Below are 24,664 nucleotides of genomic sequence, written 5' to 3'. Positions count from 1 at the left end.
AACCATAGAATCTCCCACAGGAGGCTTCCGATAACTTCCGGAGTTTGCACAAGGACCCTCAATGGACCGCCTCGGCTCAATGGAAACCTTCGTCTACGTGGTGGAAACCGGTTCGTTTTCCGCCGCGGCCCGGCGCTTGAATATCGGCCAGCCGGCCGTATCGAAAACCATCGCGCAACTCGAATCGCGGTTGGCGGTGCGGCTGTTGCTGCGTTCGACCCGGGGCCTCACGCCCACCGAAGCCGGGCTGGCCTTCTTCGAACGGGCCAAGCGCGCCATCGAAGAAGCCGACGAGGCCGATAATGCCGCACGGGGCTGCGCCGACGGGCTCAGTGGCAACCTGCGCATCTGCGCGCCTGTCACCTTCGGCCGGCTGCACATCGTTCCGCACCTGGGGCCCTTCCTGGAGCAAAACCCGGCGCTGGACATCGACCTGATGCTCGATGATCGCAACGTCAATCTGGTGGAGGAAGGCGTCGATATCGCCCTGCGCATGGGCGTGTTGAACGACTCGGGCCTGACCGCCCGCAAGATCGCCGAATGCCGGCGCATGGTACTGGGCACACCCGCCTACTTTGAAAAACACGGCGAGCCCACCTGCCCCGCCGACCTGCGCAAGCATCAGGCCATCCTCTACACCCTCGGTGGCAGCGCCAGTTGGCAATTCAACAAGGCAGGCGAGGAGCAATCGGTGAACATCAGCGGCCGAATCCGCGTCAATGCCGCCGAAGGCCTGCGTGAAGCCGTGCTGGCCCATCAAGGGCTGACGATGGCTTCGCAATGGATGTTCGCACCGGAACTGGCCGACGGCTCGGTCCGGGAAGTGATGAAGGACTGGGCACTGCCGAACCTGGACCTGTGGGCGGTGTTCCCCACTGGGAGAATGGCCAGTGCCAAGGCTCGGGCGTTTGTGGAGTATGTGCAGGGGTTGTTGGCGGGGTAAAAACCGTTGAATCAAAATCAACAGATCGCAGGCTGGCACTTGCCGGGCATCACCGGTGCCCGGCAACGTCAGGCGCGAGGAGCTTGCTCGTCAATGCAGGCCAGCAAGCGTTCGACCGTAAGCTCCAGCGGCCCGGAGTTGTCGAGCAGGTGCACGGCAGAATCTTCCGCCAGCAGCCGCTCGTTGAATCGGGCATTGCGTGCCAGGCGCTGATCGATCTCGCTAACCGATTCACGCCCGCGCTTGAGCAGTCGTTCACGCAGCACCGCCTGGTCCACGCTCAGCAACAACACCAACACATCCGGATAGCGCAGGTGCGTATTCTGCAAATGCCCCCGCGAGCCATTGACCAGTACGTCCTGGCCAGCGGCCAGCCAATCGTCGATTTCCCGTGGGATGCCATAGGACAACCCATTGGCGTGCCAGCTCAGGGCAAACGCGTCCCGGGCTTCCATGTCGGCGAATTGCTGGGCACTGACGCCCAGCGCCGCCTCGCCCACGGCTTCGGCCGAGCGGGTAATGATCCGGCGCACGATACGGCAGCCGCGTTCGGCCAACCGCGTTCGCGCGGCATCCAGCAGGCTGTCCTTGCCCGAACCTGAAGGCCCGATGAGATAGATCAACCTGCCTGCCATCAAAACCCCCTCTTCGCTTGTCACCACACTTGTTGGACCACCGGCAAACCGTCCTGACTGCGTGCCTGCAGCAGTTCGGCCCGCAGGCCCGTCGCAATCTCGCCATGATCGTTCAGCCCGGCGGCCAGCTCTGCGGCGGCCACGTTACCCGAGTGCGACCGGCCGCGCACGATGTTCGGTGCGCCCATCAACATACTCCTGCCGTGAAAGCACAACTTCAACGCCCACAAAAAAGGCGCCCCCGATGGTCGCCTTTTTTTGCATTACTGCCCGAATTTCCGTCCCAGGCCACCCGGTACACCGTGGATGTCAGTATCTTCCCACGGCCCGTTCGGACTGATCGACCTACTCCAGCCGCTATCCCAGCGGTAATAGGTACGCTGGCGATAAAAGGTATTGGGCTGGTCATCCAGCACATACACCCCAAGCTTCGGATCCCAATGGCTATTGCCCCCCGGTGGTGGCGCGAAGCTGGCAGAGGTGCGCGGCAACGGCTTGGAGGGTTTGGCCGGGACGGTCGGTTTGCTCGGTACGGGCGACGTCGATGGCGTGGGGCTCGGCTGCGACGGCGGGAACGGTGTTGGTGCCTGATGTTCCGTTGGTGGCTGGACCGCACAAGCGCTTAACCCCAAAACAGCGCTGAGCAGGGCAATACGAGCAATGGCGGTCATGGTGGCGCTTCCTGTTATTTATCCGGGCTGTCGATGGTCAGTGTTTGCGGCGCGGTGGTGCTGCTGGCCAGGGGTTGGCTGCGACCTATCCATTCGCCGGCGGTCGGTTTGCCGGCACGGGAAATGCGCGCAACCAGTTGGACTTCAGGGAAGTTCGACAGTTTCAATTGCGGCATCATTGCATCGGCATCGCCCAGTTCGACGGTCACCGGCAGGTCGGCCACGGTCATGCGCTTGACCGCCAGCGGGGCCGGAGGACCGGAGATCGCACGGGCGAAGATGAACACGCTGTCGCCGGGCTGGACCTTGGATTTGAGGTCCGCTGCCAGGTCGACGCTGACCTTGAGCAACGCCGCGGTCTTCGCTGCCGGTGCTTGCGCAACCTTGCCGCCACTGGCCACCAGCTTCTCCGTGGCCCGGGTAATCCCGCCTTGCAGCGCTTCGCGGGATTTATCTTCCGGCGGCAACTGCGCCAACAGCCGATTCCAGTAATCGATGGCGTCCTGATAACGCTCGCTTTCGAACGCGGCAATGCCCAGCAGGCCAAGGCTGGTGACTTCTTTCGGGTCGGCCTTGAGCGCTTCGTCGGTCAGGGCCTGGACCTTGTCCGACCACTTCTTGCCATCGGCGAAGTACTGGGCCTGGGCCCATTGACCGAGCAACTCGGGCTGGCGACCGGCCAGGTTGACGGTGCGTTCGAACATCTTCGCCGCGTCCGCCGGGCGATCCTGAGCCATGTAGGTACGACCGAGGAAGTACATGCCTTCAGCGGAATCCGGCTGAGCGGCGACCGCACGCTCCAGGCGCTGGGTCATCTCTTCCATCGACTGGGGTGCCTGGGAAAATTCGCGGGTCAGCTCGACCTTGTCGCTGGCACCGAAATGCAGATACAGGCCCAGGCCCAGCACCGGCACCAGAATGGCCGCCAGCAAGGGCAAGGGTTTGCCCAGACGCGACACCCGCGGCGCGTCAGCGCCTTCGGTGTCCGCCAGCAATTCACGGGCGGCTTCGGCGCGACCGGCGTCCATTTGCGCCGCATCGAGCACGCCCTCTTCCTGCTGAGTCTGCAACTCAGCCACACGCTCCTGATACAGCGCGACGTTCAGGGCGGTACGATCCTCTTCGCGCTGGGCGCGACGGCTGCGCAGCACCGGGATCAACAGAAAACTCAGGGCAACCAGAAGCAGCAGACCTGCAGCGAGCCAGAAATCAATCATTCTTGGTTTTATCCAACAGGTGGTCGAGGCGCGAGCGCTCCTCGGCAGAAAGCGAGCCCGGGGTGCCGGCGCGTTGCACGCGACGACGGCGGACGATCACCGCGATGATCACGACACCGCCCAGCAGCAGGCCGGCGGGGCCGAACCAGAGCAAGGCGGTCTTGGCGTTCAGTGCAGGCTTGTAGCGGACGAAATCACCGTAGCGATCGACCATGAAGTCGATGATCTGCTGGTTGTCCTTGCCCTCGCCGAGCATGCGGAAAATCTCTTTGCGCAGGTCGGCGGCAATCGGTGCGTTGGAATCGGCGATGTCCTGGTTCTGACACTTGGGGCAACGCAGCTCCTTGGTCAGCTCGCGAAAGCGTTCGCGGTCACCTTCCTTGGCGAACTCGTAGGTGTCGATGGCCGCGTGGGCCACACTCGCCAGGCTCAGGCCCAGGACAACGGCAGCGATCCAGCGCTTCATGGCTTGGCCTCGTCGACCAGCGCCTGGTACTTGCCCGCCAGTTTTTCACGCCAGACCTGCTCGTCGATCACGCCGACGAACTTGTCACGGATGATGCCCCTGGCATCGATGAAGAAGGTTTCCGGTGCGCCGTACACGCCGAGGTTCAGGCCCAGCGAGCCTTCGTCGTCACGAATGTCCAGCGCATACGGGTTGTGGAAGTCTTTCAGCCACTTCAAGGCGTCGGCATTGACGTCCTTGTAGTTGATGCCGTAGATCACCACGCCCTGCTGGGCCAGCTTGTTCAACACCGGGTGCTCGACCCGGCAGGAAATACACCAGGTGCCCCAGACGTTGACCAGCGCCGGCTTGCCCAGAATGTCAGCGCGGGTCAGGGTCTTGTCGCCCTGCACCGACGGCAGGGAAAACTCCGGGAACGGCTTGTTGATCATGGCCGAAGGCAGCTCGGCCGGATCCAGGTACAACCCACGGTAAAGGAATACAGCGACCACCAGAAAAATCGCCAGTGGCAACAACATCAACCAACGCTTCATGCAGTGGCTCCCGACATGCCCAGTGCTTCACGCACGCGGCTTTTGACCTTGACCCGATAACGCCGATCCAGCGCCGCCAGCAACCCGCCGAAGCCGGTCAGCAAACCACCAAACCAGATCCAGCGCACGAACGGCTTGACGTGCACGCGCACGGCCCAGGCACCGTTACCCAGTGGTTCACCGAGGGCGACATAAAGGTCGCGGGTGAAACCGGCGTCGATGCCCGCTTCGGTCATCACCGAGTTCTGCACGGTATAAAGGCGTTTTTCCGGGTGCAGCACGCTGATTTCCTTGCCGCCCTTGATCACCCGCACGGTGCCCTTGTCGGAAGTGAAGTTCGGGCCTTCGAAGTGTTTGGCGCCTTCGAAGACGAACTGATAGCCGCCCAGGTCCATGGATTCGCCCGGCGCCAGGCGCAGGTCGCGCTCGGCACTGTTCTGGCTCGACAGCACGACACCCAGCGCACACACGGCAATACCCAGGTGCGCGACCTGCATGCCCCAGTAGCTGCGGGTCAGGGTCGGCAAACCTTTGATCAGGCCTTTGTGGCGAGTCTTGTCGAAGATGTCACGCACGCCGGCCAGCAACACCCAGGCGGCTAGCATGAAGGTCGCGAGCACGGCCCAGTTGAAATCGCCATAGGCGACGCCGGCCACTACCGCCAGCGCAGCGCTGCCGAGCAGGACCGGGGTGAGCATGCTCACCAGCCATTTCACCGGGGTGTCTTTCCAGCGCACGATCACGCCGACCGCCATCACCACCATCAGCAATGCCATCAACGGAATGAACAGCGCGTTGAAGTACGGCGGGCCGACCGACAGCTTGGCGCCGGTCATGGCGTCCAGAATCAGCGGATACAAGGTGCCGAGCAGGATCATCGACGCGGCCACCACCAGTACCAGGTTGTTGCCCAGCAACAGGGTTTCCCGGGACCAGAGGTTGAAGCCCACCTGGCTCTTGACCACCGGCGCGCGCAGGGCGAACAGCGTCAGCGAACCACCGACCACGAACAGCAGGAAAATCAGGATGAACACCCCGCGCTCCGGATCGGAGGCAAAGGCGTGCACCGATGTCAGCACGCCGGAACGCACGAGGAAGGTACCCAGCAGACTCAAGGAGAATGCGGCGATGGCCAGCAACACGGTCCAGCTCTTGAACACGCCACGTTTTTCCGTGACCGCCAACGAGTGGATCAGCGCGGTGCCCACCAGCCATGGCATGAACGAGGCGTTTTCCACCGGGTCCCAGAACCACCAGCCGCCCCAGCCGAGTTCGTAGTACGCCCACCACGAACCGAGGGTGATGCCGATGCCGAGGAACGCCCAGGCCACGATGGTCCACGGACGCGACCAGCGCGCCCACGCGGCATCCAGGCGACCGCCCATCAGCGCGGCGATGGCGAAGGCGAAGGCCACCGAGAAACCGACGTAGCCCATGTACAGCATCGGCGGGTGAACGATCAGGCCGATGTCTTGCAGCAGCGGGTTGAGGTCGGCGCCGTCAGTGGGCATTTGCGGCAGGATGCGCTTGAACGGGTTCGAGGTCATGATCAGGAACAGCAGGAAACCGGTGCTGATCATGCCCATCACCGCCAGCACGCGGGCCAGCATGACCTGCGGCAACTGCCGGGAAAACACCGACACCGCGAAGGTCCAGCCGCCGAGAATCAAGGCCCACAACAACAGGGAGCCTTCGTGGGCACCCCACACGGCGCTGAATTTGTAGTACCACGGCAAGGCGCTGTTGGAGTTGTTGGCCACATAAGCCACGGAGAAGTCGTCGACCATGAAGGCGTAGGTCAGGCAACCGAAGGCGAACAGCAAGAATGCAAACTGCCCCCACGCGGCCGGCTGGGCCAGGCTCATCCAGAAGCGGTCACCGCGCCAGGCACCGACCAATGGCACCACGGCCTGAACCAGCGCGAAACACAGCGCCAGGATCATGGCCAGGTGGCCCAACTCGGGAATGAAGATTCCAGCTGTCATCAGTTAGCCCTCTTTCACGGGAGTGGGTGCCGACTGGCCGCTGTCTTTCAGGGCCTTGGTCACTTCTGGCGGCATGTACTTCTCATCGTGCTTGGCCAGCACCTCATCGGCCACCACCACGCCATCGGCATTGAGCTTGCCCAAGGCGACGATGCCCTGCCCTTCGCGGAACAGGTCCGGCAGGATGCCGCGATAAGTGATGGTCACGGATTTGTTGAAGTCGGTGACCACGAACTTCACGTCCAGCGAGTCGCCGGAGCGCTGCAAGGAGCCGGCCTCGACCATGCCGCCGGCACGGATACGCGTGTCCTGCGGGGCTTCGCCGTTGGCGATCTGGGTCGGCGTGTAAAACAGGTTGATGTTCTGCTGCAGGGCACTCAGGGCCAGGCCGACGGCAGCGCCGACCCCGACCAGGATCGCGAGAATGATGATAAGACGCTTTTTGCGCAGCGGATTCACTTGCCGTTCTCCCGGCGCAGACGACGCGCCTCTTGTTGCAGATACCGCTTGCGGGCCAGGATCGGCACCGCCACGTTGAGGGTCAGTACCGCCAGGCAGATGCCATAGGCTGACCAGACATACAGGCCATGATGACCCATGGCGATGAAGTCGCCGAATGAAGCAAAACTCATCGAGCGACCTCCAGGCTGTTTTCCACTTCGGCTTTGACCCAACTGGCGCGGGCTTCGCGCTTGAGCACTTCAAGACGCATGCGCAGCAGCAGGACCGCGCCGAAGAAACAGTAGAAACCCAACGCCGTCAGCAGCAATGGCAGCCACATCTCGGCGGGCATCGCCGGCTTTTCGGTGAGGGTGAAGGTCGCGCCCTGGTGCAGGGTGTTCCACCACTCCACCGAGTATTTGATGATCGGGATGTTGATCACGCCGACGATCGCCAGCACCGCGCAAGCCTTGGCCGCGCTGTCACGATTGCTGATCGCGTTGCCCAGCGCAATGAGACCGAAGTACAGGAACAGCAGGATAAGCATGGACGTCAGGCGTGCATCCCAGACCCACCACGAGCCCCAGGTCGGCTTGCCCCAGATCGCCCCGGTGACCAGCGCCACGGCGGTCATCCACGCACCGATGGGCGCCGCGCATTGCAGGGCGACGTCGGCCAGTTTCATCTTCCACACGAGGCTGACGATGCCGCACACCGCCAGCATCACATAGATGGACTGGGCCAGCATGGCGGCCGGGACGTGGATATAGATGATGCGGAAGCTGTTGCCCTGCTGGTAGTCCGGCGGCGCAAAAGCCAGGCCCCAGACCACGCCAACACCGATCAGCAGCAACGCCGCGACGCTCAGCCAGGGCAGCAGTTTGCCGCTGATACCGTAAAACCATTTGGGCGAGCCAAGCTTGTGAAACCACGTCCAGTTCATACTGTTTCCATCACGGTTGCTCTTTACTGTGAAGAGCCAGGGCCTGCCTTCCGTCAAAAGAAGTGATCAAAAAATGACCAGGCCTCGTTATTATTCGCCGACGCTGATCTTCAGGCCAGCAGCTATTGCAAAAGGTGTCAGGGTTATCGCCAGGGCGGTCAGGCTGCCAAGCCACAGGAGATAACCGGTCGCCGGCATTCCCTGCAAGGCAGCCTGCAAGGCGCCACTGCCGAGGATCAACACCGGGATGTACAACGGCAGAATCAGCAGTGCCAGCAGCAGGCCACCGCGTTTCAAGCCCACCGTCAGCGCCGCGCCCACTGCACCGAGCAGGCTCAGTACCGGTGTACCGAGCAGCAACGAAAGCAGCAACACTGGCAGACAGGCGGCAGGCAAACCGAGCATCAGCGCCAGCAAAGGCGCGAGCAAAACCAGTGCCAGGCCGGAAAAAGCCCAGTGTGCCAGCACCTTGGCCAAAACCAGAAGAGCCATGGGGTGCGGCGAAAGGACCCACTGTTCGAGGGATCCATCCTCGAAATCACTGCGGAAAAGCCCGTCCAGCGAGAGCAAAACCGATAAAAGCGCCGCGACCCAGACCAGTCCCGGAGACAAGGTTTGCAACAATTGAGACTCAGGTCCGACCGCCAGCGGGAACAGCGAAACGACAATGGCGAAGAACACCAGCGGATTGGCCAGTTCCGCCGGACGGCGAAACAGCAGACGGGCCTCACGGGCGACCAGCAGGCCGAAAACACTCATACGGCCCAGCTCCCCAGATCAATGTCTCGATAACCGGCCGGCATCCGGCTCAGCGTGTGGTGGGTGGTCAACACCACCATGCCGCCGCGTTCGCAGTGGCCGGCCAGATGAGATTCAAGCTGTGCCACGCCCTGCTTGTCGAGGGCGGTAAAGGGTTCATCGAGGATCCACAGCGGCGGACTGTCCAGGTAAAGGCGCGCCAGGGCGACGCGTCGCTGCTGACCGGCAGACAGGGTGTGACAAGGCACATCCTCGAAACCACGCAGGCCGACCGCGGCCAGCGCCTGCCAGATCGCCTCGTGGGTCGCCGGATGATGCAAGGCGCACAGCCAGCTCAGGTTCTCTTCCGGCGTCAGCAAATCCTTGATCCCGGCAGCGTGGCCGATCCACAGCAGGTTGCGCGCCAGCTCACCGCGTTGTTCGTTCAGCGGCTGGCCGTTGAGCAGCACCTGACCGGCGGTCGGCTGCATCAGCCCCGAGAGCAGGCGCAACAGGCTGGTCTTGCCACTGCCGTTGGGGCCGCTGATTTGCATCATTTCGCCACTGGCCAGTCTCAAATCGAGATTTTCGAAGAGCAGCCGAAGGTCTCGCTCACAGGCAAGGGCAACGGTTTGCAGGACAGGACTGGTCAAGGGATCACGGGCCTTATACGGTTCAAGTCGGCTCTGGCGCGGCCGTTAAAGAGATGCAGCATAGATGCAATGACGTCTTGTTCTAGAGAGCTGCGTCAAACAATTGCAAAGTTTTCGCCATTTTTGGATACAACGGCGCGGCATTATACATGCCATGCCTTACTCTAAAGAGTGCATTTTCCTCAGGTTGTGACCGCGTATGACAGGCGAAATGAACATCCTCCCGCTACCGCAAACCCTCCCGGCGACTTCGCGCCCGCAGGTGGTCAGCGGTGAGTTGCTCAAGTTGCTGACGCCGGTGGAGGGGCTGATCAGCGTCGGTCAAACCGCCCAGGCCGAAGTGTTGTCGCTCAAGCAGGCGGACCAGACTTTCCAGATGCTGCTCAAGGTCACCCTCGACAGCGGCCGCCAGACCACGGTCCAGACCACCAGTAATCAACCGCTGGCCCAGGGCACCACGCTGGTCGTCAGCCAGCCCTCGGCCGGCAACCTGGCCGTGACGGTACAACAGGCCATTGCCTCCAACGTCACCACCCTCACCCGCCTCGACACCGCGCAACTGCCCGTTGGCACCCTGCTGCAGGGCAAGGTGCTGACCTCGCAAGTGCTGCCCCAGGTGCCCGGCCAGCCCATGGTGTTTCGCTCGATGGTGGGCCTGCTCAACACCGCACTGAACGGCAGCACCCTGAGCATCGACAGCCCCCGGCCCCTGCGCATTGGCACCTTGTTGAGCGCGCAGGTGCAAGACGCCCAGACCGTGAAATTCGTGCCCCTGGGCAACCGACAGGAACAACTGGCGGTGACCCGGCAACTGGTCGACCAGCAAAGCCGCCAGGGATCGCTGGATGGCTTGCTCAAGCGCCTGCAGAACCTTGCGCCCTCGGACCAGACATCCGTTGAATTGCGCAGCGCCGCTGCCCGGTTGCTCGCTGGCCTGCCGGATGTTCAACAGTTGAGCACCCCCAAGGGCCTGGCCCAGGCCCTGGCCAGCAGCGGTGTGTTTCTCGAAAGCAAACTGCTCACCGGGCAAAACCCGACGCTCGCGCCGGACATGAAAGGCGACCTGCTCAAACTGGTTGCGCAGTTGAGTCAGGGCTTGCCGGCCAACACCAGCCTCGGCGCGATCATCGCCGCCAACACCCTGGCCCAGGCCATGCCGAACTTTGTCCGCAATGCTTTGGGCATGCTCGGCCAGGTCAGTGCCAAGCCGTCGCCGACCGGCTTCCCGCTGCCCGAACGCCAGTTGCAAGGCGCCGACGGCGAAAACGACCTCGAACACCTGCTGCGCCTGGCCGCCGCCGCGGTTTCACGCCTGCAAAGCCATCAACTGTCGAGCCTGGAACAAACCGGCGTAACTGCCGACGGACGGCTGATGAGCACCTGGCAACTGGAAATCCCGATGCGCAACATGCAGGACATCGTGCCCTTGCAGGTCAAGTTCCAGCGTGAAGACTCACCCGAAAAAGAACAGCCCAAGGAACGTCGCGAAGAACGCGACCCCAAACAACAGCTGTGGCGTGTGGAACTGGCCTTCGCCATGGAGCCTTTAGGGCCGCTGCAAATCCAGGCGCAACTGATCAAGGGCAGCCTCTCCAGCCAGCTCTGGGCAGAACGGCCTTACACCGCCAGCCTGATTGAAAGCAACCTGAGCGGGCTGCGTGACCGCTTGCTGTCCGCCGGCCTGAACGTCGGCGACCTCGATTGCCACCTCGGCACACCACCCCAAGGCCCGCAAACCCGCCTCGAACAACGCTGGGTCGACGAAACCGCATGAAAAACCCCAACGCCCCACGCCAGGCCATCGCCCTCAAATACGACGGCACCCACGCCCCCACCCTCACCGCCAAGGGCGACGAAGCGCTGGCGGAAGAAATCCTGCGCATTGCCCGCGACTGCGAAGTGCCAATCTACGAAAACGCAGAGCTGGTGAGGCTGCTGGCGAGGATGGAGTTGGGGGACAGCATTCCGCAGGAACTCTATCTGACGATTGCCGAGATCATTGCGTTTGCGTGGAATTTGAAGGGGAAGTTTCCGGCGGGGCAGGAACCGGATGCGCTGATGGTGGAGAAGGATGTTACCGAACGCGGGGAAGACTACTGAGTTTTCAAGGCCGCCATCGCGAGCAAGCTCGCTCCCACATTTGATCTTCAGTGAACACGTATTTTGTGTACGAGATACAACTACTGTGGGAGCGAGCTTGCTCGCGATAGCAATCTCAAGAAACTGTAAAACTCAGTTCTTGCGCAACTTGCTCATCAACTCCGAGGCGTCACGTGTTCAAACCTGAAAAAACGCAATAGCTTGAAACTGCGACCAACAATCAAACCATTGATGAGCCCTGCCCCCAGCGCCGCCCCCGCGACCGCCGACATTTCATTGGCCAGTTCCGGGTACATGGCCGCCTGGTAACCTTCGTAATAACGCCAGGCAAAAAAGCCCCAATACACAATCAGTACCTTGATCGTACCGGGTAGAACCAGATGTTGCCCCTCGCACTGCACATTGTTGTACGAGAAAAAACGCAGTGCCAGCAACCACCCCGCAAGCAATCCCAATGTATAGACTGAAAGCTGGATTGCAATTTCCTGGGAGGGATTGAGCGATGCGAGGGACAACGCCACGAATATCACGGGCGATATCTGCAATGACCTTTTCGATACGTGGCTCCTGAAACAGGCGCTGACACCGTAGTAGCTCAGAATAAAAAACACCGCATAAACCCACAGCGGTGTACCACGCAAAATGTCGATCATAAGCCTTCCTGGCACTGTGTATGTTTGAGCAGATCAAACTACTGATCGCTGTTTGCGATCACAAGACGGTGGGATCTGAGAATGTTATAGGCAGGAGACTACGACAGCGTAATCCCTGTCTGAAGATAGAGAGGAATGAGTCGGATCGCGGGGAAGATTGCTGCGCATTCCAAGACGCCTTCGCGAGCAAGCCCGCTCCCACATTTGGTCTTCTGTGACACAAATTTTGTGTACGACATTGATCCAGTGTGGGAGCGGGCTTGCTCCGGGCGGCGTTCCGACGAAAGCGATTTCAGCCTGATCGCAACACTCAGTTCTTGTGCAGCTTGCTCATCAACTCCGCTTCAGCCTGGGTCAAGCCGCAGGACTGGGTCAGTTCGTTGACGCTGGCGCCCATCCCGACCAGTCGCGCCGCCTGGGCAAACGACAGGCTTGTGGGGTCGCGTTGTTCCAGCTGAGCGAGTTTGTCCGGCAATGGCGCCACGATCGCCCGCAGTTCATGCAGGTCTTCGCCCATGCGCACGTTGCCGTTCTGGTAGTCGTCGACGCGCTTGGCCAGGTCCTTGATGCGCTGATCGCGCAGCGCATCAACCTTGGCCTGTTGCGCGACGATCTGCTTCTGACCGCGAATGTACGCCAGGAACATTGCCAGCGTGCCTGCCCAGAACAGGAACAGGACAATGACCGCCACCTCGAGAATCAATCAGATACTCTCCAGTTCCGACCATTCTTCTTCGCTCATCATCTTGTCGAGCTCGACCAGGATGAGCAATTCGTTGTTCTTGTTGCACACGCCTTGAATGAACTTGGCGGACTCTTCGTTACCCACGTTCGGCGCGGTTTCGATTTCCGACTGACGCAGGTAAACCACTTCGGCCACGCTGTCGACCATGATCCCGACCACTTGCTTGTCGGCTTCGATGATGACGATACGGGTGTTGTCGCTGATTTCGGCATTCATCAGGCCGAAGCGCTGGCGAGTGTCGATCACGGTGACGACGTTGCCGCGCAGGTTGATGATGCCCAGCACATAGCTCGGGGCACCCGGGACCGGGGCGATTTCGGTGTAACGCAGGACTTCCTGAACGCGCATCACGTTGATGCCGTAGGTCTCGTTATCCAGCTTGAAGGTGACCCATTGCAGGATCGGATCTTCGGAACCCTTTGCCGCCGTTGCCTTGTCATTCATACCCTGCCCCCTCAAGAAACCGCCCTGGCGGTGTGTGTTCCGTGCAACATCATCAGAGTGACGTCGCCTGTTTTGTTTATTTGACTGATGTCGGTTTGTGGCCCGGCTTGCTGCCGGACATGTGCTTTGCCCCGCCACTGGCGATCAGCTCGGCCAACGAGGCGACGTCGAGCAAGGCGCACATGTGTTCAATCACCGTGCCGGCGAGCCATGGCCGCTGACCTCGATGACTTCTCCATTTGATTTCATTCGGGTCCAGACGCAACGAGCGGCTGACCTGATGCACCGCCAGCCCCCACTCGTAGCCTTGCACCGAAATCACGTATTGCAGGCCCTGCTTGAAATCGTCGCGATAACGGTCGGGCATGACCCAACGCGCGGTATCGAGCACCTTGAGGTTGCCGGCCTGGCTCGGCAGGATGCCCAGGAACCACTCCGGCTGACCGAACAACGGCGTCAACTCGTGGCCGGCCAGGGAGTAAATCGACCCCAGGCACACCAGCGGCACCGCCAGGGTCAAGCCGGCAACATCGAACAACAGGCATTCGAAGGGTTCGGCAGCCCAGGACGGCCGACCATCGGTTTCCACCGGTGGCGGCGTATTGCTCGGCGGCAGGTGCACTTCAACGACTGGCGGCACCAGCGCCTGAGGCTCCTCGATCTGCGGTGTCACCAGCTCTACCGGCACGTCAATGACGGGAACCACCAGGGTTTGCAACAGTGGCGCAAGGGTCGAAACCGGTGCCAGAACGGGTTCCGGGGCTTCGGCCACGGCTACGGGAGTCTTTGCCAAAGGCGCAACAACCGGCGCGGCAGCCACTGCGGACTTCTGTGCATCCCGGACCTGCTCCTCGAGCACCGCAGCCTGGAACTCGTCCAGCACGGCTTGCTCTTCGATGACTTTCACCGCTTCGACAACTTCGGCCAGCGCCTCAATCTCAGGCGCCATGTCCTCGGTCGCGTCTTGCAGCAGGCTGTCCAGGTACGACTGCAACGCCAGTTGCGGGCGCGATGTGAGCTTCAATGGCCGATTCATCGGCATCCCCCTGTAGGAGCTGCCGCAGGCTGCGATCTTTTAGCGATATCAAGGGCTCCGCCAAGCAAGATCAAAAGATCGCAGCCTGCGGCAGCTCCTACGGGAATTGGGCTCATGTCACGCCACCTGCGCGACAAGTTGCGCCGCCAGCAAATGCTTGAGCAACGCGCGGTAAGCGAGAACGCCACGGCTCTTGCCGTCGAACTGCGAAGGCGTCAGACCGGCGCGGCTGGCATCGCGCAGGCGCGTGTCCACCGGGATGTAGCCTTGCCAGATTTCCTCGGGGAATTTGTCGCGCAGCACGCGCAAGGTTCCGAGGGACGCCTGGGTGCGTCGGTCAAACAGGGTCGGCACGATGGTGAAGGGCAACGCCTGTTTGCGCGAACGGTTGATCATCGCCAAGGTGTTGACCATGCGCTCCAGGCCCTTGACCGCCAGGTGTTCGGTCTGCACCGGGATCACCAGCTGCTGGCTCGCCGCCAAGGCATTGACCATCAGCACGCCAAGCAAGGGCGGGCTGTCGATCACGGCGTAATCGAAGTCCTGCCACAATTGCGCCAGGCTCTTGGCAATCACCAGGCCCAAACCGCTCTGCCCCGGCGACTGGCGCTCAAGGGTGGCCAGCGCGGTGCTGGAGGGCAACAGGGAGATGCGTTCGTCACTGGTCGACAGCAGCAGTTGACCCGGCAGGCCTTGGGGCACGTTGCCCTTGTGCAGGAACAGGTCGTAGCTGCTGTGCTCCAGGGCGTCGGGATCGTAGCCGAAGTAGCTGGTCATCGAGCCGTGGGGGTCGAGATCGACCACGACCACGCGCTTGCCCGCCTCCGCCAGTAAACCGGCTAAAGCGATGGAGGAAGTGGTTTTACCGACACCACCCTTTTGATTGGCGACTGCCCAGACTCTCATTCGGATTGTTCCTCCCGGCCGAACGGATCGACCGAGAAATAGCTCAACGTGTTAATGCGGGTGACGGAGAATTGACGGCGTTCTCTCGTACCGGCGACTTGACCGGGGTCGGTGCAGTTTGTGTGCCAGCACGCTTCAATGCGGCATCCGGTTGCGCATGGGCGGTTCCGGTGCCGGTCAGGCTGCGGCGAACATCGAGGTTGCGCGATACCACCAGCACCACGCGACGATTGCGGGCGCGGCCTTCAGCGGTGGCGTTGTTGGCCACCGGCTGAAACTCGCCGTAACCCACCGAAGCCAGGCGACCGGGGTTCACTCCCTGCATCGCCAGCATGCGCACGATGCTCGCCGAGCGGGCCGAGGACAGCTCCCAGTTGGTCGGGTACTGCGCGGTGCGGATCGGTTGATCGTCGGTGAAACCTTCGACATGGATCGGGTTGTCGAACGGTTTCAGGATCGCCGCGACCTTGTCGATGATGTTGAACGCGATGTCGCTGGGCATGGCGTCGCCGCTGCCGAACAACAGGCTGGAATTGAGTTCGATCTCGACCCACAACTCGTTGCCGCGCACGGTCATCTGGTTGGAGCTGATCAGGTCACCGAACGCCGCACTGATGTCGTCGGCAATGCTCTTGAGCGGATCGCTGGCGCCGGAGACGCCGGCATCGACCTGGTCACTGTCCTTGACCAGCGGCTTGGCCGGGGTCACGGTCTTCGGCCGCTCGTCACCGATCGGGATGGGCTTGAGCGAACGATCGGAATCGGTAAAGACCCCGATCAGCGCCTCGGAAATGACCTTGTACTTGCCTTCATTGATCGACGAGATCGAGTACATCACCACGAAAAAGGCGAACAGCAAGGTGATGAAATCCGCATAGGACACCAGCCAGCGCTCGTGGTTAACGTGTTCTTCCTGATGCCGACGACGGGCCATGAGTTTATTCCCTTAATCCATGAAGCCCTGAAGCTTCAACTCAATGGAGCGTGGGTTTTCACCTTCGGCGATCGACAGGAGCCCTTCCAGCAGCATTTCGCGATAACGCGACTGGCGCAGCGCAATGGATTTGAGTTTGGCGGCGATCGGCAGCAGCACCAGGTTGGCACTGGCCACGCCGTAGATGGTGGCGACGAACGCCACGGCAATACCGCTGCCCAGTTGCGATGGATCAGCGAGGTTGCCCATGACATGAATCAGGCCCATCACCGCACCGATGATGCCGATGGTCGGCGCGTAACCGCCCATGCTTTCGAAGACTTTGGCCGCTTCGATGTCGCGGCTTTCCTGGGTGTAGAAATCCACTTCCAGAATGCTGCGGATCGCTTCCGGCTCGGCGCCGTCAACCAGCAGTTGCAGACCTTTGCGTGCGTAGTTGTCGGGCTCGGCGTCAGCGATGCCTTCGAGGCCCAGCAGGCCTTCCTTGCGGGCGGTCAGGCTCCAGTTCACCACGCGGTCGATGCCACCGGCCAGGTCGACACGGGGCGGGAACAGGATCCAGGTGAGGATCTGCATGGCGCGCTTGAAGGCGCTCATCGGCGATTGCAGCAGCGCGGCGCCAATGGTGCCGCCGAGCACGATCAGCGCTGCCGGACCGTTGGCCAGGGCGCCAAGGTGACCGCCTTCAAGGTAGTTGCCGCCGATGATGGCGACAAAGGCCATGATGATGCCAATCAGGCTTAGAACATCCATCAGATACAGGCCTCGACCAGGTGCTTGCCAATGTCGTCGAGGCTGTACACCGCGTCGGCGAGTTCAGCTTTGACGATGGCCATCGGCATGCCGTAGATCACGCAACTGGCTTCGTCCTGCGCCCAGATCGAACTGCCGCCCTGCTTGAGCAGGCGCGCGCCTTCGCGGCCGTCGGCGCCCATGCCGGTCAGGACCACCGCCAGAACTTTGTCACCGTAGGTCCTGGCTGCCGAACCGAAGGTGATGTCCACGCACGGCTTGTAGTTGAGACGTTCGTCACCCGGGAGGATTTTCACCGCGCCACGGCCGTCGATCATCATCTGCTTGCCACCCGGCGCCAGTAGCGCCAGGCCCGGACGCAGGATATCGCCATCCTCGGCTTCCTTGACGCTGATGCGGCAGAGCTTGTCCAGGCGCTCGGCGAAGGCCTTGGTGAAGGCGGCCGGCATGTGTTGGACCAGCACGATCGGGGCCGGGAAGTTGGCCGGCAATTGGGTCAAGACCCGCTGCAGCGCGACCGGGCCGCCAGTGGACGTACCGATGGCCACCAGTTTGTAGGCTTTGCGTTTCGGCGCGGGCGACGACGCCGTGGCCCCATGGGTCCGCGCAGGGATCGGTGCTGGCGCCGGACGCACGGGCGCGCTGCTGCCGTAACTGCCGATACTGGAAGACGCGGGTGTTGGAGCGGGTGCGGCCACAGGCGCCGGAGCGCTGTAAGTGCTGACGCGACGATTGCTGCGCGAGATGCTCAGGATCTTTTCGCACAGCAGTTGCTTGACCTTCTCGGGGTTGCGCGAGATGTCTTCGAAATTCTTCGGCAGGAAGTCCACCGCGCCGGCATCCAGCGCATCGAGGGTGACCCGGGCGCCTTCGTGGGTCAGCGATGAGAACATCAGGACCGGGGTCGGGCAGCGTTGCATGATGTGCCGCACGGCAGTGATGCCGTCCATCATCGGCATCTCGTAGTCCATGGTGATCACGTCGGGCTTGAGGGCCAGCGCCTGATCAATCGCCTCTTTGCCGTTGGTCGCCGTGCCGACGACCTGGATATTGGAATCCGCTGAAAGAATTTCCGAGACGCGGCGGCGGAAAAACCCCGAATCGTCCACCACCAGGACTTTGACTGCCATAAACACTCCATTAGATGGAGCGAGGCCAGGCGCCCCGCTCCACCAGAATCAAATACGCCGTGTGGCGTAACGCTTGAGCATGCTCGGAACATCGAGAATCAGCGCGATGCGGCCGTCACCGGTAATGGTGGCGCCGGACATGCCCGGAGTTCCCTGGAGCATTTTGCCCAATGGCTTGATGACCACTTCTTCCTGGCCCACCAGTTGATCGACGACAAAGCCGATCCGCTGCGTGCCCACCGAAAGGATCACCACATGGCCCTCGCGCTGCTCTTCGTGAGCGGCGGAGCTGACCAGCCAGCGTTTGAGATAGAACAATGGCAGCGCCTTGTCCCGCACGATCACCACTTCCTGGCCGTCCACGACGTTGGTGGTCGACAGGTCGAGGTGGAAGATCTCGTTGACGTTCACCAGCGGGAACGCGAACGCCTGGTTGCCGAGCATCACCATCAGCGTCGGCATGATCGCCAGGGTCAGCGGCACCTTGATAACGATCTTCGAACCCTGGCCCTTGGCCGAGTAGATGTTGATCGAGCCGTTGAGCTGGGAAATCTTGGTTTTCACCACGTCCATGCCCACGCCGCGACCCGACACGTCGGAGATCTCGGTCTTGGTCGAGAAACCCGGGGCGAAGATCAGGTTGTAGCATTCGGTGTCGCTCAGGCGATCGGCGGCATCCTTGTCCATCACACCGCGTTTAACCGCGATGGAGCGCAGGACATTCGGGTCCATGCCTTTGCCGTCATCGGAGATCGACAGCAGGATGTGATCGCCCTCCTGCTCGGCCGCCAGGATGACCTTGCCGCCACGGGCCTTGCCCGAGGCTTCGCGCTCTTCCGGAGATTCGATGCCGTGGTCGACTGCGTTGCGCACCAAGTGGACCAACGGATCGGCCAGGGCCTCGACGAGGTTCTTGTCGAGGTCGGTTTCTTCACCGACCAGTTCCAGGTTGATCTCTTTCTTGAGCTGGCGAGCCAGGTCGCGGACCAGGCGCGGGAAGCGTCCGAAGACTTTCTTGATCGGTTGCATCCGGGTCTTCATGACCGCGGTTTGCAGGTCGGCGGTGACCACGTCGAGGTTCGACACGGCCTTGGACATGGCTTCGTCGCCGCTGTTGAGACCCAGGCGGACCAGGCGGTTACGCACCAGCACCAACTCGCCGACCATGTTCATGATCTCGTCGAGACGCGCGGTATCGACACGCACGGTGGTCTCGGCTTCGCTCGCCGGTTTTTCCGCAGCAGGCGCGGCCGGGGCGCGGGCAGCAGCCGGTGCGGCGGCGGCCACAGGGGCCGGTGTTTCGGCTTTTGGCTCAGGAGCCTTCGCCACGGGTTTCGGCGCGGCTGCCTTGGCGGCAGGTGCCACAACCGAGGCGTTGGCGCCGGTTGCCGTTCCAGCCGTTGCGCCCACTTCAGTGAACTTGCCTTTGCCGTGCAATTCGTCGAGCAGCGCTTCGAACTCGTGATCGGAAATCAGATCGCTGCCGGCCGCCACCGCGCTTGGTGCCGCAGGTGCAGGCACCGAAGCAATGGCCGACTCCAAAGCCTCGACAGCAAAGTTACCCTTGCCGTGCAGTTGGTCGAGCAGTGCTTCGAATTCGTCGTCAGTAATATCGGAACTGTCGCCAGCCGCTTTCGGCACTTCTGGCGCAGCGGTCGCCGGGACAACCGCGTCAACGGCGAACTGGCCTTTACCGTGCAGTTGATCGAGCAACGACTCGAACTCGGCATCGGTGATTTCGTCGCTGCCAGCGGCATTGCCGGCGGGCGCTGGAGCAACCGTCGGGGCCTCGGCCTGGGCCTTGACGGCGTTCAGCGAGTCCAGCAGTTGTTCGAATTCGGTGTCGGTGATGTCGTCGGAACCGGATTCGGCCACCGGTTCTTCAATCACCTCGGCGACGGGCGCAGGCGCCACTTCGTCAGCCGATTGCGGCTCGGCCAACCGGGCCAGCGCCGCGAGCAGTTGCGGTGTCGCGGCCGTGATCGGGCTGCGTTCGCGGACCTCGCTGAACATGCTGTTCACCGCGTCCAGGGCTTCGAGAACCACGTCCATCAGTTCCGAGTCGACGCGACGCTCACCCTTGCGCAGGATGTCGAACACGTTCTCGGCGATGTGGCAGCACTCCACCAGCTCGTTGAGCTGGAGGAAGCCGGCGCCCCCTTTTACAGTGTGAAAACCGCGAAAAATTGCATTGAGCAGATCCGCATCATCCGGACGGCTTTCCAGCTCGACCAGTTGCTCGGACAGTTGCTCTAGAATCTCGCCGGCCTCAACCAGGAAATCCTGAAGGATCTCTTCATCGGCGCCGAAGCTCATTAAGGGGGTGCTCCTACAGGTCTAAAAACCCAAAAAACCTAAAATTCTAAAACTCTAAAATCCCAGGCTGGATAACAAATCGTCCACATCGTCCTGACCGGACACAACGTCTTCTCTTTTATCGGCATGAATCTGCGGACCTTCACCCTGAGAGAGATGTTTTTGTGGATCTTTTTCAGCAAGCATCGCTTCACGGTCATGTTCGATGCCCGCAAAGCGGTCCACCTGGCTGGCCATCAGCACGAGCTTGAGCAGGTTGCTTTCGACTTCGGTGACCAACTGGGTCACACGCTTGATCACCTGGCCTGTGAGGTCCTGGTAATCCTGGGCGAGCAGGATGTCGTTGAGGTTGCCCGACACCGCGCGATTGTCCGTGCCGCTGCGCGTCAGGAAGCCGTCGACCCGCCGGGCCAGTTCACGAAACTCTTCGGCGCCGACTTCGCGACGCATGAAGCGCCCCCAGTCCGCGCTCAACACCTTGGCTTCATCGGCCAGGCCATTGACCAGCGGCGTGGCATTTTCCACCAGATCCATGGTGCGGTTGGCCGCCGCCTCGGTCAGCTTGACCACATACCCCAGGCGCTCGGTGGCGTCGGTGATCTGCGACACTTCTTCGGCTTGCGGCATGTGCGGGTCAATCTGGAAATTGACGATCGCGCTATGCAGCTCGCGAGTGAGCTTGCCCACTTCCTGATACAGGCCGCGGTCACGGGTCTGGTTGAGCTCATGGATCAATTGCACCGCGTCGCCGAACTTGCCTTTCTCAAGGCTCTCGACCAATTCGACGGCGTGTTTTTTCAGGGTCGATTCAAAATCGCCCAATGAAGTTTCGTTATTGCCCATAGCTCCCCCGTGGCGCACTCATCAACCGATGCGTTCGAAAATCTTCTCGATTTTTTCTTTCAACGCCTGGGCCGTGAAGGGCTTGACCACATAGCCGTTAACGCCGGCCTGGGCCGCTTCGATGATCTGCTCGCGCTTGGCTTCAGCGGTCACCATCAGCACCGGCAGGTGCTTGAGCTTTTCATCGGCACGCACGTGGCGCAGCAGATCGATACCGGTCATGCCAGGCATGTTCCAGTCCGTTACCAGAAAGTCGATGCTTCCGCTGTTGAGCACCGGAATGGCGGTAGTGCCATCGTCGGCCTCGACGGTGTTGGTGAACCCAAGGTCACGCAGCAGGTTCTTGATGATCCGCCGCATCGTTGAGAAGTCATCAACGATGAGGATTTTCATGTTCTTGTCCAATTCGACCTCCAAGCAGTCTTAAACGCGCCCAGCACCTGGACGCGCCATTTCAATCAATCCGGCAAAGCACTCAATGACTGTCTGGAGCACAACAGATCGCGACCGGCGCAGTTCAACACCACACCAGCCTCGTTCGCAGTGTCCCCACACTGCCTTCAGCGCGCTCGCCACTCCCCCAAACGCCCCCGCAAACGGGCCGCGCACTGGCTGTGTAACTGGCTGACCCGCGATTCGCTGACCCCCAGGACCTCACCGATTTCCTTGAGGTTCAACTCTTCGTCGTAGTACAGCGCCAACACCAGTCGCTCACGCTCCGGCAAATTGGCAATCGCATCCGCCAGCGCCGCCTGGAAGCGTTCATCCTCCAAGTCGCGTGACGGCTCGAGATGAGCACTCGCGCCATCCTCGTGCAGCCCTTCGTGTTCGCCGTCCTGCAACAGATCGTCGAAACTGAACAGCCGGCTGCCCAGGGTGTCGTTCAAAATCCCGTAGTAATCGTCGAGACTCAATTGGAGTTCGGCCGCAACTTCGTGATCTTTAGCGTCACGGCCGGTTTTCGCTTCAATCGAGCGAATGGCATCGCTGACCATGCGCGTATTGCGGTGAACCGAACGTGGCGCCCAGTCCCCCTTGCGCACTTCATCGAGCATGGCGCCGCGGATTCGAATGCCCGCGTACGTCTCGAAACTGGCGCCTTTGCTGGCGTCATATTTGGTCGACACTTCAAGCAGGCCGATCATCCCGGCCTGGATCAGGTCTTCGACCTGGACACTGGCCGGCAAACGCGCCAGCAAGTGGTAGGCAATGCGTTTAACCAGCGGCGCGTAACGCTCGATCAGCTCGTACTGCGCATCGCGTGCCGACTTCTTGTAGAGGTTGTAGCCGCTGGCTGTCATAGAACAGGTCCTGCTGTCTGCTGCACGAGCCGCTCGACGAAAAACTCCAAGTGTCCGCGCGGGTTGGCCGGCAGCGGCCAGGTATCGACCTTCTGCGCGATGGCCTTGAACGCCAGCGAGCACTTGGAACGCGGGAAGGCCTCGTAGACGGCGCGCTGCTTCTGCACGGCCTTGCGCACGCTTTCGTCGTAAGGCACCGCACCAACGTATTGTAGGGCGACGTCGAGGAAGCGATCCGTGACCTTGGTCAACTTGGCGAACAGGTTGCGTCCTTCCTGCGGGCTCTGGGCCATGTTGGCCAGGACGCGGAAGCGGTTCATGCCGTAGTCGCGGTTCAGCAACTTGATCAAGGCGTAGGCATCGGTGATCGAGGTCGGCTCGTCGCACACCACCAGCAGCACTTCCTGGGCTGCGCGGACGAAACTGACTACCGAGTCACCAATGCCCGCAGCGGTGTCGATCACCAGTACGTCGAGGTTGTCGCCAATATCACTGAAGGCCTGGATCAGGCCGGCGTGTTGCGCGGGGCTCAGATGCACCATGCTCTGAGTGCCGGATGCGGCCGGAACGATACGGATGCCGCCGGGTCCCTGCAGCAGTACATCGCGCAGTTCGCAGCGGCCTTCGATCACGTCGGCCAGGGTACGTTTGGGTGTCAGGCCCAGCAGAACGTCGACGTTCGCCAGTCCAAGGTCGGCGTCCAACAGCATGACGCGCCGGCCAAGCTCGGCCAAAGCCAGGGACAAGTTCACTGACACATTAGTTTTCCCGACGCCACCTTTGCCGCCGGTCACCGCGATCACCTGTACGGGATGCATGCTGCCCATGTTATTTCTTTACCTTGTCTTGCATAGACGGAGGCCACATTACTGGCTGCGCGTTCACAAACGGAACAATGCATGGCAGACCATCGATGTAGGTACAAAAACTGTTCATTTTTACCTCAGCCAACCTGCTTGGTCGGACTGTGGTAGATGTCAGCGAACATGTCAGCCATGGCTTCTTCGCTGGGTTCTTCCTGCATTTGTACGCTCACGGCGCGGCTGACCAACTGGTGACGACGCGGCAGATGCAAATCATCCGGGATCCGCGGGCCATCGGTCAGGTAAGCCACCGGCAGTTCATGACTGATGGCAAGGCTCAACACCTCGCCCAGACTTGCCGTTTCATCCAGTTTAGTCAGGATGCAGCCTGCGAGCCCACAACGCTTGTAACTGTGATAAGCGGCCGTTAGAACCTGTTTCTGGCTGGTGGTTGCCAGGACCAGATAATTTTTCGAGCGGATGCCGCGACCGGCCAGGCTTTCGAGCTGCATGCGCAGGGCCGGATCGCTGGCCTGAAGGCCCGCGGTATCGATCAGCACCACGCGCTTGCGCAGCAATGGCTCCAGCGCCTGCACCAGGGACTGGCCCGGATCGACGTGGGTCACCGACACATTGAGAATGCGCCCCAGGGTCTTGAGCTGCTCCTGGGCACCGATGCGGAAGCTGTCCATGCTCACCAGCGCAATGTTCTGCGCGCCGTACTTGAGCACGTAGCGGGCAGCCAGCTTGGCCAGGGTGGTGGTCTTGCCCATGCCGGCAGGGCCGACCATGGCAATCACACCGCCCTCTTCCAGCGGCTCGACTTCCGGGGTAACGATCATGCGCGCCAGGTGCGCGAGCAACATGCGCCAGGCCTGACGGGGTTCTTCGATTTCGGTGATCATCGCCAAAAGGTCACGCGACAGCGGGCCGGACAGGCCGATGCGTTGCAGGCGACGCCAGAGGTTGGCCTGGTCCGGACGGCTGCCTTGCAGCTGATTCCAGGCCAGGGAGCCGAGTTGCACTTCCATGAGTTCGCGCAGGCTGTTGAGCTCGAAACGCATCGAGTCGAACGCCCGCGGGTCCACGCCAGCGGACGCTGGCGCAACGGCCGGTACAGGACGACGGGGTTCGGCGTAGGTCGGTTCGATCAGCGGCTCGGCGGCGGTCAACGGCAAGCCGGCGAACAACTGGCGATTGGTTGCATTGTCGCTCTCGCCATCGCCACGCAGACTCAATTCGGCCTGGGCGGTGACGATCCGCGACTGAGTCTTGCGCAGCTCGTCTTCGAGTTCCATGTTCGGAACCCGCGGCGCCAGCGCCGACAGCTTGTAATCCAGCGCAGCCGTCAGCTCGACACCCCCGGCGATCCGGCGGTTGCCAATAATGGCCGCATCAGCGCCCAGCTCATCGCGAACCAGCTTCATGGCCTGACGCATATCGGCGGCGAAAAAACGCTTAACTTGCATAAACCA

At 61.5% G+C, this 24,664-nt stretch carries 28 protein-coding genes and 1 pseudogene; 3 read left to right on the top strand and 26 right to left on the bottom strand.

Features of this window, described 5'->3' with window-relative positions; translation table 11 throughout:
- Positions 1-61 precede the first annotated feature (61 nt).
- On the top strand, positions 62-943 hold the full coding sequence (locus ASD95_RS10985; RefSeq protein WP_056721639.1) for a LysR family transcriptional regulator: 882 nt from the start codon (positions 62-64) through the stop codon (positions 941-943).
- A 68-nt stretch (positions 944-1,011) separates the two neighbouring features.
- Here the strand turns inward: ASD95_RS10985 and phnN are convergent, their stop codons facing one another.
- The 12 genes and pseudogenes from phnN to ccmA form a co-directional block, all read right to left on the bottom strand.
- On the bottom strand, positions 1,012-1,578 hold the full coding sequence (gene phnN / locus ASD95_RS10980) for a phosphonate metabolism protein/1,5-bisphosphokinase (PRPP-forming) PhnN (RefSeq protein WP_056721637.1): 567 nt from the start codon (positions 1,576-1,578) through the stop codon (positions 1,012-1,014).
- A gap of 20 nt (positions 1,579-1,598) precedes the next feature.
- Positions 1,599-1,781: pseudogene (locus ASD95_RS29120) on the bottom strand (alpha-D-ribose 1-methylphosphonate 5-triphosphate diphosphatase); the annotation flags it as partial.
- 60 nt (positions 1,782-1,841) lie between these two features.
- Positions 1,842-2,249: a hypothetical protein gene (locus ASD95_RS28570; protein WP_082562888.1), complete on the bottom strand. Its 408-nt coding sequence runs from the start codon at positions 2,247-2,249 to the stop codon at positions 1,842-1,844.
- Positions 2,250-2,263: 14 nt separating this feature from the next.
- Complete coding sequence (gene ccmI, locus ASD95_RS10975) at positions 2,264-3,466, bottom strand: c-type cytochrome biogenesis protein CcmI (RefSeq protein WP_056721635.1); 1,203 nt, start codon at positions 3,464-3,466, stop codon at positions 2,264-2,266.
- On the bottom strand, positions 3,459-3,932 hold the full coding sequence (locus ASD95_RS10970) for a cytochrome c-type biogenesis protein (RefSeq protein ID WP_056721633.1): 474 nt from the start codon (positions 3,930-3,932) through the stop codon (positions 3,459-3,461). Before ASD95_RS10970 ends, ccmI begins: the two co-directional genes overlap by 8 nt.
- Complete coding sequence (locus ASD95_RS10965) at positions 3,929-4,465, bottom strand: DsbE family thiol:disulfide interchange protein (protein ID WP_056721631.1); 537 nt, start codon at positions 4,463-4,465, stop codon at positions 3,929-3,931. The genes ASD95_RS10970 and ASD95_RS10965 overlap by 4 nt, the downstream gene beginning before the upstream one ends.
- The gene (locus tag ASD95_RS10960; protein WP_056721630.1) at positions 4,462-6,450 is read right to left on the bottom strand and encodes a heme lyase CcmF/NrfE family subunit; all 1,989 of its coding nucleotides are present in this window, start codon (positions 6,448-6,450) and stop codon (positions 4,462-4,464) included. Before ASD95_RS10960 ends, ASD95_RS10965 begins: the two co-directional genes overlap by 4 nt.
- 3 nt (positions 6,451-6,453) lie before the next feature.
- A complete protein-coding gene (ccmE, locus tag ASD95_RS10955; protein WP_056721628.1) occupies positions 6,454-6,909 on the bottom strand; it encodes a cytochrome c maturation protein CcmE in 456 nt (151 codons plus the stop codon).
- Positions 6,906-7,082: a heme exporter protein CcmD gene (ccmD, locus tag ASD95_RS10950; RefSeq protein WP_056721626.1), complete on the bottom strand. Its 177-nt coding sequence runs from the start codon at positions 7,080-7,082 to the stop codon at positions 6,906-6,908. The genes ccmE and ccmD overlap by 4 nt, the downstream gene beginning before the upstream one ends.
- Complete coding sequence (locus ASD95_RS10945) at positions 7,079-7,834, bottom strand: heme ABC transporter permease (protein WP_056721625.1); 756 nt, start codon at positions 7,832-7,834, stop codon at positions 7,079-7,081. Before ASD95_RS10945 ends, ccmD begins: the two co-directional genes overlap by 4 nt.
- A 90-nt stretch (positions 7,835-7,924) precedes the next feature.
- Positions 7,925-8,593, bottom strand: a complete 669-nt coding sequence (ccmB, locus tag ASD95_RS10940) for a heme exporter protein CcmB (RefSeq protein WP_056721623.1) — start codon at positions 8,591-8,593, stop codon at positions 7,925-7,927.
- On the bottom strand, positions 8,590-9,225 hold the full coding sequence (gene ccmA / locus ASD95_RS10935; RefSeq protein WP_046037681.1) for a cytochrome c biogenesis heme-transporting ATPase CcmA: 636 nt from the start codon (positions 9,223-9,225) through the stop codon (positions 8,590-8,592). The genes ccmB and ccmA overlap by 4 nt, the downstream gene beginning before the upstream one ends.
- A gap of 199 nt (positions 9,226-9,424) precedes the next feature.
- Between ccmA and fliK the strand changes: the two genes are divergently transcribed.
- Positions 9,425-10,999: a flagellar hook-length control protein FliK gene (gene fliK / locus ASD95_RS10930; protein WP_056721621.1), complete on the top strand. Its 1,575-nt coding sequence runs from the start codon at positions 9,425-9,427 to the stop codon at positions 10,997-10,999.
- Positions 10,996-11,325, top strand: coding sequence for an EscU/YscU/HrcU family type III secretion system export apparatus switch protein (locus tag ASD95_RS10925; RefSeq protein ID WP_056721619.1), 330 nt, complete (start codon positions 10,996-10,998; stop codon positions 11,323-11,325). The genes fliK and ASD95_RS10925 overlap by 4 nt, the downstream gene beginning before the upstream one ends.
- A gap of 155 nt (positions 11,326-11,480) precedes the next feature.
- Here ASD95_RS10925 and ASD95_RS10920 read toward each other — a convergent pair whose 3' ends face one another.
- The 14 genes from ASD95_RS10920 to flhF form a co-directional block, all read right to left on the bottom strand.
- A complete protein-coding gene (locus ASD95_RS10920) occupies positions 11,481-11,978 on the bottom strand; it encodes a DUF6622 family protein (protein WP_056721617.1) in 498 nt (165 codons plus the stop codon).
- Positions 11,979-12,288: 310 nt separating this feature from the next.
- The gene (locus tag ASD95_RS10915) at positions 12,289-12,681 is read right to left on the bottom strand and encodes a DUF2802 domain-containing protein (protein ID WP_056721615.1); all 393 of its coding nucleotides are present in this window, start codon (positions 12,679-12,681) and stop codon (positions 12,289-12,291) included.
- Positions 12,682-13,167, bottom strand: a complete 486-nt coding sequence (locus ASD95_RS10910; protein ID WP_007980742.1) for a chemotaxis protein CheW — start codon at positions 13,165-13,167, stop codon at positions 12,682-12,684.
- A 76-nt stretch (positions 13,168-13,243) separates the two neighbouring features.
- Positions 13,244-14,203 (bottom strand): CheW domain-containing protein, encoded by a 960-nt coding sequence (locus ASD95_RS10905; RefSeq protein WP_056722288.1) that lies wholly within the window; start codon positions 14,201-14,203, stop codon positions 13,244-13,246.
- A gap of 117 nt (positions 14,204-14,320) precedes the next feature.
- Complete coding sequence (locus ASD95_RS10900; protein ID WP_056721613.1) at positions 14,321-15,109, bottom strand: ParA family protein; 789 nt, start codon at positions 15,107-15,109, stop codon at positions 14,321-14,323.
- A 43-nt stretch (positions 15,110-15,152) separates the two neighbouring features.
- A complete protein-coding gene (gene motD, locus ASD95_RS10895; RefSeq protein WP_056721611.1) occupies positions 15,153-16,043 on the bottom strand; it encodes a flagellar motor protein MotD in 891 nt (296 codons plus the stop codon).
- Positions 16,044-16,055: 12 nt separating this feature from the next.
- The gene (locus tag ASD95_RS10890; protein ID WP_056721609.1) at positions 16,056-16,796 is read right to left on the bottom strand and encodes a flagellar motor protein; all 741 of its coding nucleotides are present in this window, start codon (positions 16,794-16,796) and stop codon (positions 16,056-16,058) included.
- Positions 16,796-17,926, bottom strand: coding sequence for a protein-glutamate methylesterase/protein-glutamine glutaminase (locus ASD95_RS10885; protein WP_056721607.1), 1,131 nt, complete (start codon positions 17,924-17,926; stop codon positions 16,796-16,798). Before ASD95_RS10885 ends, ASD95_RS10890 begins: the two co-directional genes overlap by 1 nt.
- A 48-nt stretch (positions 17,927-17,974) precedes the next feature.
- Positions 17,975-20,242 carry a chemotaxis protein CheA gene (locus ASD95_RS10880; protein ID WP_056721605.1) on the bottom strand — a complete coding sequence of 756 codons (2,268 nt, stop codon included), beginning with the start codon at positions 20,240-20,242 and terminating at the stop codon, positions 17,975-17,977.
- Positions 20,243-20,296: 54 nt separating this feature from the next.
- Positions 20,297-21,085, bottom strand: a complete 789-nt coding sequence (locus ASD95_RS10875) for a protein phosphatase CheZ (protein WP_056721603.1) — start codon at positions 21,083-21,085, stop codon at positions 20,297-20,299.
- A gap of 21 nt (positions 21,086-21,106) precedes the next feature.
- The gene (locus ASD95_RS10870; RefSeq protein ID WP_003183998.1) at positions 21,107-21,478 is read right to left on the bottom strand and encodes a chemotaxis response regulator CheY; all 372 of its coding nucleotides are present in this window, start codon (positions 21,476-21,478) and stop codon (positions 21,107-21,109) included.
- Positions 21,479-21,645: 167 nt separating this feature from the next.
- On the bottom strand, positions 21,646-22,386 hold the full coding sequence (gene fliA / locus ASD95_RS10865; protein WP_007894214.1) for an RNA polymerase sigma factor FliA: 741 nt from the start codon (positions 22,384-22,386) through the stop codon (positions 21,646-21,648).
- On the bottom strand, positions 22,383-23,213 hold the full coding sequence (gene fleN, locus ASD95_RS10860) for a flagellar synthesis regulator FleN (RefSeq protein ID WP_008001746.1): 831 nt from the start codon (positions 23,211-23,213) through the stop codon (positions 22,383-22,385). Before fleN ends, fliA begins: the two co-directional genes overlap by 4 nt.
- 116 nt (positions 23,214-23,329) lie before the next feature.
- Positions 23,330-24,658, bottom strand: coding sequence for a flagellar biosynthesis protein FlhF (gene flhF, locus ASD95_RS10855; protein WP_056721601.1), 1,329 nt, complete (start codon positions 24,656-24,658; stop codon positions 23,330-23,332).
- Positions 24,659-24,664 lie beyond the last annotated feature (6 nt).

Source organism: Pseudomonas sp. Root71 (assembly GCF_001429045.1).
In the GTDB taxonomy this organism is placed as follows: domain Bacteria; phylum Pseudomonadota; class Gammaproteobacteria; order Pseudomonadales; family Pseudomonadaceae; genus Aquipseudomonas; species Aquipseudomonas monachiensis.
Note: the sequence above shows the minus strand (reverse complement) of the source record. Positions and strands in the feature narration are given on the sequence as shown.